The sequence below is a fragment of the Agrobacterium salinitolerans genome (assembly GCF_002008225.1).
Classification (GTDB): Bacteria; Pseudomonadota; Alphaproteobacteria; order Rhizobiales; family Rhizobiaceae; genus Agrobacterium; species Agrobacterium salinitolerans.
Genome location: NZ_MRDH01000037.1, coordinates 376,759 through 389,418, shown reverse-complemented (window position 1 = coordinate 389,418; position 12,660 = coordinate 376,759). Strand labels below are relative to the sequence as shown.

The 12,660-nt window shown below is 59.7% G+C and carries 11 protein-coding genes and 1 pseudogene; 3 read left to right on the top strand and 9 right to left on the bottom strand.

Annotated elements, in window-relative coordinates; all coding sequences use genetic code 11:
* Positions 1 to 46: 46 nt before the first annotated feature.
* Both ftsH and glmM read left to right on the top strand, forming a co-directional pair.
* Entirely contained in the window at positions 47 to 2,011 is a 1,965-nt protein-coding gene (gene ftsH, locus BS627_RS22170) for an ATP-dependent zinc metalloprotease FtsH (RefSeq protein ID WP_077985274.1), read from the top strand.
* Between the two features lie 190 nt (positions 2,012 to 2,201).
* Entirely contained in the window at positions 2,202 to 3,554 is a 1,353-nt protein-coding gene (gene glmM / locus BS627_RS22165; protein WP_077985273.1) for a phosphoglucosamine mutase, read from the top strand.
* Between the two features lie 126 nt (positions 3,555 to 3,680).
* Here glmM and BS627_RS25110 read toward each other — a convergent pair.
* The 3 genes and pseudogenes from BS627_RS25110 to BS627_RS22150 form a co-directional block, all read right to left on the bottom strand.
* A pseudogene (locus BS627_RS25110) lies at positions 3,681 to 3,799 on the bottom strand (IS3 family transposase); the annotation flags it as partial.
* Positions 3,800 to 3,854: 55 nt separating this feature from the next.
* Positions 3,855 to 5,135 (bottom strand): Zn-dependent hydrolase, encoded by a 1,281-nt coding sequence (locus BS627_RS22155; RefSeq protein WP_077985351.1) that lies wholly within the window; start codon positions 5,133 to 5,135, stop codon positions 3,855 to 3,857.
* 13 nt (positions 5,136 to 5,148) lie between these two features.
* The gene (locus tag BS627_RS22150; protein ID WP_077985271.1) at positions 5,149 to 5,991 is read right to left on the bottom strand and encodes a BtpA family protein; all 843 of its coding nucleotides are present in this window, start codon (positions 5,989 to 5,991) and stop codon (positions 5,149 to 5,151) included.
* Between the two features lie 24 nt (positions 5,992 to 6,015).
* On the opposite strand from BS627_RS22150, the gene BS627_RS22145 reads away from it, so the two are divergent.
* Positions 6,016 to 6,912 (top strand): ribokinase, encoded by an 897-nt coding sequence (locus tag BS627_RS22145; protein ID WP_077985270.1) that lies wholly within the window; start codon positions 6,016 to 6,018, stop codon positions 6,910 to 6,912.
* Positions 6,913 to 6,921: 9 nt separating this feature from the next.
* Here the strand turns inward: BS627_RS22145 and BS627_RS22140 are convergent, their stop codons facing one another.
* The 6 genes from BS627_RS22140 to BS627_RS22115 are packed head-to-tail and all read right to left on the bottom strand — an operon-like array spanning position 6,922 to position 12,604.
* Positions 6,922 to 7,692, bottom strand: coding sequence for a glutamine amidotransferase (locus BS627_RS22140; protein WP_077985269.1), 771 nt, complete (start codon positions 7,690 to 7,692; stop codon positions 6,922 to 6,924).
* A 24-nt stretch (positions 7,693 to 7,716) separates the two neighbouring features.
* Positions 7,717 to 8,784, bottom strand: a complete 1,068-nt coding sequence (locus BS627_RS22135; protein ID WP_077985268.1) for a phosphotriesterase family protein — start codon at positions 8,782 to 8,784, stop codon at positions 7,717 to 7,719.
* A 4-nt stretch (positions 8,785 to 8,788) separates the two neighbouring features.
* On the bottom strand, positions 8,789 to 9,793 hold the full coding sequence (locus BS627_RS22130) for an ABC transporter permease (RefSeq protein ID WP_077985267.1): 1,005 nt from the start codon (positions 9,791 to 9,793) through the stop codon (positions 8,789 to 8,791).
* A complete protein-coding gene (locus BS627_RS22125; protein WP_077985266.1) occupies positions 9,790 to 10,593 on the bottom strand; it encodes an ATP-binding cassette domain-containing protein in 804 nt (267 codons plus the stop codon). Before BS627_RS22125 ends, BS627_RS22130 begins: the two co-directional genes overlap by 4 nt.
* Positions 10,590 to 11,543: an ABC transporter substrate-binding protein gene (locus BS627_RS22120; RefSeq protein WP_077985265.1), complete on the bottom strand. Its 954-nt coding sequence runs from the start codon at positions 11,541 to 11,543 to the stop codon at positions 10,590 to 10,592. Before BS627_RS22120 ends, BS627_RS22125 begins: the two co-directional genes overlap by 4 nt.
* 32 nt (positions 11,544 to 11,575) lie before the next feature.
* Positions 11,576 to 12,604 carry a LacI family DNA-binding transcriptional regulator gene (locus BS627_RS22115; RefSeq protein WP_077985264.1) on the bottom strand — a complete coding sequence of 343 codons (1,029 nt, stop codon included), beginning with the start codon at positions 12,602 to 12,604 and terminating at the stop codon, positions 11,576 to 11,578.
* Between the last annotated feature and the right edge of the window lie 56 nt (positions 12,605 to 12,660).

Below are 12,660 nucleotides of genomic sequence, written 5' to 3'. Positions count from 1 at the left end.
CATAATGGCGGGCAGCAGATATGTCCGTGTGAGTTCGGGGAGTTCGATGAACCCAAATTTCAGAAATTTCGCCTTGTGGGCCGTGATCGCCCTGCTGCTGATCGCGTTGTTCAGCATGTTCCAGACGTCGCCGACGCAAACGGGTTCGCGGGAGATTCCGTATTCCCAGTTTATTCGTGACGTGGATTCCGGGCGAGTTCGCGACGTGACCGTCACCGGTAACCGGGTTCTTGGAACCTACACCGAAAACGGCACGGCCTTTCAGACCTATTCCCCCGTCATCGACGACAGCCTGATGGAGCGCTTGCAGAGCAAGAACGTGACCATCGTGGCGCGTCCCGAAAGTGATGGTTCCTCCGGTTTCCTGAGCTATCTCGGCACGCTTCTGCCGATGTTCCTCATTCTTGGCGTCTGGCTGTTCTTCATGCGGCAGATGCAGGGCGGTTCGCGTGGTGCGATGGGCTTTGGCAAGTCCAAGGCCAAGCTCCTGACGGAAGCCCATGGCCGCGTGACGTTTGATGACGTTGCAGGTGTGGACGAAGCCAAGCAGGACCTCGAGGAAATTGTGGAATTTTTGCGTGATCCGCAGAAGTTCCAGCGTCTCGGCGGTAAAATTCCGCGCGGCGTGCTGCTCGTCGGACCTCCCGGTACGGGTAAGACGCTTCTCGCGCGTTCCGTCGCCGGTGAAGCCAACGTCCCGTTCTTCACGATTTCGGGTTCGGATTTCGTGGAAATGTTTGTCGGCGTCGGCGCGAGCCGTGTGCGTGACATGTTCGAACAGGCCAAGAAGAACGCACCCTGCATCATCTTCATCGACGAAATCGACGCCGTCGGCCGCCATCGCGGCGCTGGCCTCGGCGGCGGTAACGACGAGCGCGAACAGACACTGAACCAGCTGCTGGTCGAGATGGACGGTTTCGAGGCGAATGAGGGCATCATCCTGATCGCCGCCACCAACCGCCCCGACGTTCTCGACCCCGCACTTCTGCGTCCCGGCCGTTTCGACCGTCAGGTCGTCGTGCCGAACCCGGATATTGTCGGCCGCGAGCGCATTCTTAAGGTGCATATCCGCAACGTGCCGCTGGCGCCGAATGTCGACCTCAAGGTTCTGGCCCGCGGTACCCCCGGTTTCTCGGGTGCGGACCTGATGAACCTCGTCAACGAAGCCGCCCTCATGGCTGCCCGCCGCAACAAGCGCGTCGTCACCATGCAGGAATTCGAAGACGCCAAGGATAAGATCATGATGGGTGCGGAGCGCCGCTCTTCCGCCATGACCGAGGCCGAAAAGAAGCTGACCGCCTATCACGAAGCGGGCCATGCCATCACCGCACTCAAGGTTGCCGTGGCCGATCCGTTGCACAAGGCGACGATCATCCCGCGCGGCCGTGCGCTCGGCATGGTCATGCAGCTGCCGGAAGGCGACCGCTATTCCATGAGCTACAAGTGGATGGTGTCGCGTCTCGTCATCATGATGGGTGGCCGCGTTGCTGAAGAATTGACCTTCGGCAAGGAGAACATCACATCGGGCGCATCGTCCGATATCGAGCAGGCCACCAAGCTTGCCCGCGCGATGGTCACGCAATGGGGCTTCTCCGATGCTCTCGGCCAGGTGTCCTATGGTGAAAATCAGCAGGAAGTCTTCCTCGGCCATTCCGTCTCGCAGTCGAAGAACGTCTCCGAGGCGACGGCCCAGACCATCGATACGGAAGTTCGCCGCCTGATCGACGAGGCTTACACGGAAGCACGGCGTATCCTCACGGACAACCACGATGGCTTTGTCGCTATTGCCGAGGGTCTTCTCGAATATGAGACCCTGACGGGTGACGAGATCAAGGCGCTGCTGAGGGGTGAGAAGCCCGCGCGTGATCTGGGTGACGATTCTCCCGGCAGCCGTGGTTCGGCGGTGCCGAAAGCCGGCGCCAAGAAGGACGGTCCCAGCGAAGCGAAGCCCGATGGTGAAACAAAAGGCGACGGCGAGGCCGAAGGCGGCATGGAGCCGCAGCCGCATTGATCGTGCGCGCAAGCTGAGAATTGTAAAAGGCCATCCGGGTTTCCGGGTGGCCTTTTCATTTTGGTAACAAGATATAAGCCATTTTTGCGGTAATTTACGTGCTGTTTGTCGTGGTTTGTGGCATCTAGCCAAAAACGCTTCCGGCTGTTTTCAGCTTTTGCCGGAATGCTGGAAAAGATTTGGAGTTTAAATGGCACGCCGTTATTTCGGAACCGATGGTATCCGCGGACAATCGAACGTATTCCCCATGACGCCTGATCTGGCGATGCGTGTGGGCATTGCGGTCGGGACGATATTCCGTCGTGGCCATCACCGCCATCGCGTCGTCATCGGCAAGGATACGCGCCTTTCCGGCTACATGCTGGAGAACGCGCTGGTCGCCGGTTTCACCGCCGCCGGTCTCGATGTCTTCCTGCTCGGGCCCATTCCCACACCGGCCGTCGCCATGTTGACCCGTTCGCTGCGCGCCGATATCGGCGTGATGATCTCGGCCTCGCACAATCCGTTCTCCGACAACGGCATCAAGCTTTTCGGACCGGATGGCTACAAGCTCTCCGATGAGCTGGAACTGGAGATAGAGGATCTTCTCGACAAGGATATCTATGCGCAGCTTGCCAAGCCGAGCGAGATCGGCCGTGCCAAGCGTGTGGACGGCGACATTTATCGTTATATCGAATTCGTCAAGCGCACCTTGCCACGCGACGTGACGCTAAGCGGTCTGCGGATCGCCATCGACTGCGCCAATGGCGCGGCCTACAAGGTGGCGCCCGCTGCGCTCTGGGAACTCGGCGCGGAAGTCGTCACTATCGGCAATGAGCCGAACGGCATCAATATCAATCTCGAATGCGGCTCCACTCATCCTGAAGCCCTGCAGAAAAAGGTGCACGAGGTGCGGGCCGATATCGGCATCGCGCTCGATGGCGATGCGGACCGCGTCATCATCGTCGACGAGCGCGGCGAGATCGTCGACGGTGATCAGCTCATGGCTGTCATCGCCGATAGCTGGGCTGCCGACAACATGCTGCGCGGCGGCGGCATTGTCGCGACCGTCATGTCTAACCTCGGGCTGGAGCGCTTTCTGGGCGACAAGGGCCTTACCCTTGCCCGCACCAAGGTGGGCGACCGGTATGTCGTCGAGCACATGCGCAACCACAACTTCAACGTCGGCGGCGAGCAGTCCGGCCATATCGTCCTGTCGGACTATGGCACGACGGGCGATGGCCTTGTCGCGGCCTTGCAGGTTCTCGCCAAGGTCAAGCGCTCGGGCCGTACGGTCAGCGAAGTCTGTCGCAAGTTCGAGCCTGTACCGCAGCTTTTGAAGAATGTGCGGATTTCCGGCGGCAAACCGCTCGAAAACCCTGTTGTGCAGCAGGCAATTGCGGATGCGGAAAGCGCATTGGCCAATAATGGCCGTCTCGTTATTCGCCCTTCGGGTACGGAACCGCTGATCCGCGTCATGGCGGAAGGCGACGACAGTGCGAAGGTGGAACAGATCGTCAACGATCTCGTCGGCGTTATCGCCAACGCCCGCTCGGCGGCGTAAACGTCCGCTATGGTAACGTGTAAAAAAGCCGGCTCTGCAGCCGGCTTTTTATTGGGTATTTGTTGATAAATGGAGTGGACGGTCGTGGGTTTCATCGAAGCGATGGACTGTCTGAATAGATTCGAAGTTCGTTGCCGCCTTCGGCCTGCCGCCATAGATACCGGGACGGCGCTTGGAGCCAATCTGCGCCTTGACCTCGGCGAGCCGGATCAGACGGCAACGCGGTTCGGGCAGCACATCTCTCCTGATTTCCTCGGCCTGGTCGTTGTCCTTGGCGTTTGACGCAGCAAACTGATCGGGTCATGTGCACATATCCTGCCCAGGGTCTTCGAAGGTGACCAATGGCAGGATTTGAAGAACCGAAGCTAAAAGCATGTCGCATCCCGCCATGCTATGTTCAGGTTCAACATGTTCTGCCTCGTTATGACTGAGACCATCGCGGCACGGAACAAAAATCATGGCTGATGGGGCGACCCTATTCATAAAAAGTGCATCGTGAAATGCGCCCGACAACATGCGTTCGGTCGGAAAACCACGCTCCCGCGCAGCGCGGTCCAATGCCGAGACGATGCTATCCTGGAAATTCGCGGGTGACATGTCGAATATCTGTTCAATCGTCGCGTCGCACTTTTGGCCCGTCGCAGCTTCGTGCACGATCGCGCGGATTTTGCTCTCCATCTTGGTGAGTGTTTCTGATGATGGATGCCTGATATCGACGGTAAAAGTCACGGATTGTGGAATGGCATTGACGGCGCCAGGTTGCAACGCCATTCGGCCGACGGTGAACCGGGCCGCAGGATCCTGCGGCATCATGGCGGGGAAAAGCGATCCCAGTGCATTGACCGCCGCATGAAAGGGATCGCGTCTGTATGCCAAGGCTGTTGTGCCTGCATGGGCGGTCTGGCCGGTGATTGACACCTTCAGCCAGCGTGTGCCCTGTATGCCCGTCACGATCCCGATGGGAATGCCCTGTTTTTCAAGGGATGGACCCTGCTCTATATGCACCTCGACAAAAGCAAAGACCGGAAAACCAAGATCGCGCATGGTCGCTTCCGGCAGGCTTTTAAGGGTGGCGTCAAGCTCACCTGCAAAACCGGCGCCGTCATCCGTTGCCACAAGATGAAGCCAGTTGTCGGGGATATTACCGGAAGCAAAAGCCATGGAACCCATGCAGCCGGGAGCGAAGCGGCAGCCTTCCTCATTGGTGAAGGCGACCACCTCAATGGGGCGCTCCGTATCGATTCCGAAATCTTCGAGCGTTTCGAGAACCTCGAATGCCGAAAGCGTTCCCAGCGCTCCATCAAACCGGCCGCCTGACGGCTGGCTATCCAGATGGCTGCCGATCAGAAGCGGTGCAAGGCTCTCGTCGCGGCCACTCCTGCGAATGAAAAGATTGGCAAGGGGATCCTGAAACACGGAAAAACCCCGATCAATGGCGAGTTTCGCCAGCAGTCGTCTCGCCTCTCGATCCAGCACGGTCAATGCCTGCCGGTTGACGCCGCCCTTTTCAGTCGCGCCGATCGCCGCAAATCGATCAAGATTTGCCAGCAGTCTCTCGCCGTTGATCGAAAGTTTTGCCATTGCTGTCTCCTTTTCAGCCATCGAGGCCGCTCTGAGCCGCTGCAACGAAAGAACGTACCCGGGACAGTTCGACCGGGTTCCACCAGACACCGCCTTCCTTCAGCGATGAGGCTACGATCACGCCGCTGGTGCGTTTGAGGATGTCGACGATATTGCCTTCATTGACGCCCGACCCGACCAGCAGCGGCAAATGTGTTGCCGCACCGATTTCCTCGATTTCTTCCAGGGTCGCGCTGTTGCCGGTGCGCTGGCCCGTGGCGATGACCCCGTCGGCGTCGAAGAAGGCAAGGTCGCGAGTCAGTTCATCAATGCTACGATCCGCCGTGATGGCGTGGGCGCCATGCTTGACATGGCTGTCGGCAAAAACCTTTATGTGCTCTGCCCGCAGCAACGAACGGTAGCGCATCGCCTCGGCTGCACGCCCCTCCATGAAACCCTCATTGGCCACATAGGCATTGGCCCATTGATTGACACGGATGAACTTTGCCCCGCCCGCCATGGCGATGGCGAAGGCAGGAATGGGGGCATTGGCCAGCACGTTGACGCCAACGGGAACGCCGGCGGCGCGAACGATACGGTCTGTCACCACGCTCATGAAAGCCGAGGTTTCCGGCCCGATATCGTCGGGCTTGGAAAACGGCACGTCGCCATGGTTTTCGATCATCAGACCGTGCATGCCACCTTCGACAAGCCGTTCGGCATCGCGCATGCACGCATCGTAGATGGCATCCATGCTCGCGTTGCGATAACGCGGCGCTCCGGGAAAGGCCGGGCAATGGATCATGCCGATCAGCGCCTTGCTTCGACCGAAAATTTCCTTGATAGCATTGGCCGCATTGTCGGATATGGTCTGCATTTCAGTCCCTTTCGAAAGTTCTCCATGCGCGCCTTTGTTATCGGCAATATCGCACTTGATGAAACCTATTCCATTGCCGCGCTGCCCGAGGCAGGCGCTTCAATCTTCGGCGAGCAGGCCTCGCGCAGTCTGGGTGGCAAAGGCTGCAACCAGGCCATCGTTCTTTCGCGGTGCGGTGTCGAAACCACGCTGGTCGCCGCCGTCGGCAGGGATGACCGCGCCGTTGCGATCAGAGAAGCGCTTGCCCGCGAACGCCTGACACCAAAACTCATTCCCGTCGACAGCACCAGTAGCGATATTTCCATCATTCTGACGACCCCGGACGGCGAAAACTCGATCATCACCACCTGGTCGGCAGCCGCAGCGCTTGATAAAGACGCGGCCCTGGAGGCACTCGGTGATGCCGTATCGGGTGACCTCGTTGTCCTGCAGGGCAATCTATCGGAAGAAACAACCCTCGCCATTCTCCATGCGGCGAGATCAAAGGGGCTGACGACTGCCTTCAATCCTTCGCCCCTGCAACCCTGGTTCGCAAGCGTCCTGCCGCTCATCGATATCGCCGTCCTCAATCGCATCGAGGCAGAGGTGCTATCAGGCGAGAGTGGCGCTGAGGCCGGCGCTTTTCTGCTGCGGGCCGGCGTCGGCCTCGTTGTCGTCACACTCGGCGGACAGGGCTGCGTGCTCGTGTCTGCCAATGGTGCAATCGAGGTGCTGGCCGCGCCCGCCACGATTGTCGACACCACGGGTGCCGGCGATTGCTTCGCGGGTGTTGCGCTCGCCTCCGCCACGCGTCGCGGCGTCGCCGTGGATACGCGTGCCCTTGAGGATGCCGCGAGGGCCGCAGCCATCACGGTCGGCCGCCGTGGCACGCAGGACGCCTTTCCCAGCCATGAAGAACTGACAACCATCCTGCGGGCCTGAGCCTGCCGATCACGGCTTTTCCGTCAGCCAGCCGAGAATGTTCTTCCACAGGCGCCCATAGCCGTCCCACTCGCAGAAGGCGGGAGAGAGCCAGTGGGGGCCGATGTCCGAGGTCCATGCGGCCGTGCGGCCCTGGCCGAAACGTCCGGTGACGAGCAAAGGATGGGAACCCTGATCTTCCGGCAGACGGGCAACCACCTCGACATCGGCGCGGTCACGCACCTCGACCTCGTTCACCCCCAGCAGAAGCGGCCATTCGCCGGAAAGGCCTGCGACGGTTGGATGGTCGGGTTTAAGAATATCGGCTGTCGAGCCCTCCGGAATTTCCACACGGTCGTCCCACGGAAGGCAGGTAACGGGAAGGGTGTCTTCCACCGGCGTGCGACGCCAGCGCGCCTTGCCGTCGATGCCCTGGAAGGAAAAATAGCCGCCGACCATCAGCAGGCCGCCGCCCTTTTCCACCCATGCCTTGATGAGCTTCAACCGGTTCGGCACGGTCTTGGATTGCAGCCAGACGGCGGGTGGCAGCAGGAGCGAATTCGCACCGATATCCGAGAGAATGATGACGTCATACGCGTCTAGCCCGGCCATCTCGAAGGGGAATTTTTCCACCGCATCATGGGCTGTCATGTAAGTCAGCTCATATTCGCTGCCGTCTAGCGCTTTCACCAGCGGCTCGGCACCGAGGTGAAACGTCACGCTGCCAAATTGATCGAAGCCCTTGTAGTGGGTGGCGGAGCTGACCCAGCTTTCACCGACGAGGAGCACTTTTTTTGTCATGATCTTTCCATTTCCATAGTTTCGTCAGGTCTTCGCCTGGAAGACCGAGCGCGGATTATCCCGCATGAGGGTTTGAAGGGTGGCGTCGTCGAGCCCGTGCCGCTTCAGGCGCGGCAGGAAGTGCTTGAGAATATAGGCGTAGCCATTGCCGCCATATCGCGTCAGCATCATTTTCAGGAAGACGTCGTGGGAAAGCAGAATGCGGTCGAGGTAACCGCCCTCCGCCAGCGTGACAATCGAACGGGCGGCATCCTCGTCGCTGGGGCACTGCACCTGCTGGTCGGCATAGAAAAAATCCATGCCGATCATGTCATATTCGATAAAGGCGCCGCGGCCTGCGAGTTCGCTCTGGTAGGTAATATCCGCGTGGGAAGGGTTCATATGGCAAAGAACGGTGTGGTTCAGATCCGCACCTTGCTCCGCGACGATGTCGAGAACCTTATGCCCCAGCCGCAGCCATCCCGGCAGATGAACCATCAGGGGCAGGCCGGTGCGAACATGCGCCTGCGCCGCTCCCCGCAGGGATTTTTCCTCCGCTGCCGTGAAATCCGCGGAAACACCGATTTCGCCGATCAGGCCGATGCGGACATCGGTCCCATCGACACCGTGGAGCGCCTCGTGCACGATCTCGTCGGCTATGGCTTCGACCGTCAGCCCGGCCACCTTTTCGGGGTGAGAGGACGCAAGGTAATAACCCGCCCCCATGACGATATTGAGCCGGGTTGCCTCTGAAATCCTGCGCAGCGCCAAGGGATTTCTGCCGATACCCTGACAGGTCGGCTCAACAACCGTCTGTCCACCGGCCGTGGCGAAATCCTTCAGTTCCGCAATCGCCAGCGGTTCGTCGTCAAGCGTGATATTGTGCTTGTTGACGAAGGGATCCTGACGCAGCTCACCGAGGATTTCCATGCAGACGAATCCCTCGGCAAGATATTGCCGCTCCGGTGTCTTGGGGGCGTGCCACCAGCAACGGCAATCGTTGAGGATGTGCTCGTGCATCAGCGTGACGCCGAGTTGATCCGCAGCGATTGCGCCGCGCACGGTCATGACCTTTCCCGACCGGATATGTCCTTCAGACAGTTCCGCGGTCATCGCATCAGCCCTTTCTCTTCGCGCCCAGGCGGAAGTTCGCGGTGAAGATGCGCGTATTGAGCCAGATTGCGGCAAGGATGATGGCGCCCGTCACGATCTGGGTGAAGAAGGGAGAGATGTGCATGAGGATCAGACCGTTGCCGATCACGGCGATGGTCATGGTGCCCAGCACCGTGCCGAGAATGGTGCCTCGGCCGCCCATCAGCGATGTGCCGCCCAGAACCACGGCCGCCACCACCTGAAGCTCGAACCCGACTGCCGCATTCGAGGATCCAGACCCTAGCCGCGCCGCAATCATCAGGCCGGCAATGGCCGAGGCCACGCCCGCAGCCAGATAGACGGAGGCGAGAATCCATTTGGCGGGCATTCCCACACGGCGCGCCGCTTCGGGATTGGAGCCGACGGCCACGACGCGACGACCATATCGGGTGCTCGAAAGAACGATATAGGCAATCACGGTGACGACGACGCCGATCAGGGCGGGCACGGGCATGCCGAGGAAATCACCCCGCCCGAGGTAAAAGAAACCGGGTGCTTCCGGTATCGGCACGGAATAACCCTGCGTGATATAGAGGGCAACGCCGCGCAGGATGGAGAGGCCGGCAAGCGTGACGATGAAGGCTGGAATGCCCTGATAGGCAATGAACCAGCCCTGCACGAGGCCAAGGCCGCCGCCGAGCACGAGCATGGCGACGACAACCAGCGGCCAGGGGTAACCGGCTGCAAGCAGGATCGCCCCGACGGCATTGATCAGGGCAACCATGGAGCCGACGGACAGATCGATACCGCCGGTGATGATGACGAATGTCATCGCGACGGAGACGATCAGGATAGGTGCGGCCTGACGGACGACGTTCAGAAGATTGCCGGCCGTCAGAAACGTATCCGTCGTCGCGGAGAAGAACACCAGGCAGAGGGCAAAAAAGGCCGCGATGGAAAGCACCTGCGCATTTTCGGCAAAAAAGTCCGAAAGCGGTGAGCCTTTGGCGCGTTCAGTATAGACGGTCAATGACGTTGCCCTCCCACGATCAGCCTTACCAGATCCTCAAGGCTGGTGTCGTTGATCTGGCGCTCCGCCACCTTGGTGCCCTCATACATGACGGCGATGCGGTCACAGACCCGAAAGAGATCCTGAAGGCGGTGGGTGATGAGAATGACCGACACGCCCTTCGCCTTGACGCGATTGATGAGCGAAAGCACCGCTTCCACCTCCGCAACGGCGAGCGCGGATGTCGGCTCGTCCATGATCAGGACCTTGGGATTGAAAGAGGCCGCCCGCGCGATGGCGATTGCCTGCCGCTGGCCACCGGACAGTTTTTCCACCTTTGCGGTGAGACGCGGAATGCGGATTTCCAGCGCATCCAGCATCTTGCGGGCTTCCGAAAGCATGGTTGGCCGGTCGAGAAACGGCCCCCTGGTAATCTCGCGTCCGAGGAAGAGATTGCCGACGACGTCGATATGGTCGCAGAGGCTCAGATCCTGAAAGACCATTTCAATGTTGCGGTTACGAGCATCGGCGGGCCCCGAAAAGCGAATGGCTTCGCCTTCCATCGTGATCGTGCCTTCATCGGGTATGTAGGTGCCGGAAATCACCTTGGTGAGGGTGGATTTACCGGCCGCATTGTCGCCGACGAGACCGAGGCACTCGCCAGGGAAGATATCGAGATCGACGCCGCGAAGCGCCTGATGCGAGCCGAATGTCTTGCGGATATTGCGCAGGGAGATACGCGCTTCACGGTCGGGCTGCCGGGAGAGAATATCTCCCCCGGCGCCGTCGACAGCGCCTGTGTGCTGTCCGGCCGCAATCATTTGAAGACCGCGCGGTAGGGTTCGACGTTGGCCTTGGTGACGATGGTAACCGGCACGGCTATGGTCTTTTCAACGGTGCCGCCGTCGGAGACGGTCTTGAGCGCCTTGACCGCCGCTGCACCCATGGCGGAAGGATCCTGCTGGATGACGCCTGCGACATAACCCGCATCGATGCCGGCAATCGCCTGTTTGGTCAGGTCCCAGCCAAACACCTTGATGTCTTTCTGCTTGCTCTGGCTTTCAACGGCGGCGACCGCTCCAAGAAGAGCCGGTTCACCCGTGGCATAAATTGCGGTCATATCAGGATTGCCGGTGATGAGGTTTTCCGCTGCCGACAGAGCGGTGTCCTGAACGTTCTGGCCATCGACGACGCCAGCCGTCGTGATGCCGGACTTATCCTTGATCGTGTCTTCAAAGCCCTTCTGGCGGATGTTCTGGATGAAGGAGTTCAGCGCGCCGACGACGCCGATCTTTGCCTTGCCGCCCATGTCCGACTTCACGTAGTCGAGGAAAAATTGCCCCATGTCGGCGCCCGCCTTGCCATTGTCGACGCCGATCTGCGCTTTTTGCGGCCCTTCCGGCAAAATGGCGTCAATCGCGACGACGGGAATATTGGCGGCAGCAGCCTGCTTTACGGCCGGCATGATACCGTTGACATCGATGGCGACCACGGCAATGCCGTCCACCTTCTGCTGGATATAGGTCTCGATCGCGCTGTTCTGGGCGGCGGGATCATTGTTGGCGTTGAAGATCACCAGCTTGACGCCGGCTTCCGTGGCGGCCTTTTCCGCGCCTTCATTCATCTGGTTGAAAAACAGCGCCTGCTGGTTGATCTGCACCAAGGCGATTGTTTTTTCGGCGGCGGTGGCAAGACCGGCAGACAGGGTCGCGCCGGCAAGAACGGTCGCAGCGAGCGCTGCGGAAAAATATCGACGTTTAAAATTCAGCATTATCGTTCTTCCTCTGTTGGTTTCGTTGCTTTTTATTTGATCGCGGGCGGCGCAACGGATTCACGCACGACGATTTCGACGGGCAATAGCTCCTCTGACAGCAAAGGAGGTTCCTGGTCCCAATTGGTTTCGAGCAAAAGCGACAGGGCGCGTTGGCCAATGGCGCTGACAGGCTGGTGAATGGCGGTGAGCGGCGGGGCAAACAGATGCAGCGGTCCGACATCATCGAAACCGATCATCGACACATCTTGCGGGATACGCACGCCTTCGGATCGCAGAACTTCGATGAAGCCGATGGCGATTTCGTCCGAACTGGCGAAAACAGCCGTTGCCGGGCGCCCCTCATCCAGAAAGCGGCGCGCGGCAGCCCGGCCAAATTCCACTGTATATGCGCCGCAATATCTGGAAATCGAAAGCTCTGCCTCCGCCACCCGCTCGGTGAGAGCAGATTTTAGACCGCGAAAACGACGCTCCGTACTGATCATCTCCTCTGGTCCTCCGACATAAAGGACATGTTTATGCCCATGCATAGCCAGATGCGCGCCAGCCAGACGACCGCCCTGCTCATTGTCGCAGAAGAGTTTCGGCACGGTGGCGCCGGGCACGTCTTCATCGACCACCACGACCTTTCCGGTGGTATTGATCAGCTCCGCCAGTTCATCGGTATTGGGGTGGTTCGTGATGAAAACGAGCCCATCGACATGATTGCGGGCAAGCAGACGAAGATAGGACAATTCCCGACCCGTACGGTTCAGCGTGGCGAAAAGCGAAAGGGCAAGTCCTCGCCTGTCGGCTTCTTCTTCCACGGCCGCAACGAGCATGCCGAAAAACGGGTTTCCAATATCAGGAACGACAAGGCCGATCGTGTCCGAGCGCCCTCGGCTCAAACGTCTGGCATGGGGATTGGGCACGTAATTGAGTTCACGGATCGCGGCCTCGATGCGCGCTTTCGTTTCTGGCGGCAGCTCCAGCGTGCCGTTCAGAAGCCGCGATACGGTCGCAACTGAAACGCCTGCCGCCAAGGCGACATCTTTGAGGCTGGTCGCAGGGTTTCGCGCCATCACACTCCCGCTTTCTGTTCCACTCTACCGGGTCTTTTCGACCTCTGTTTGGCTTG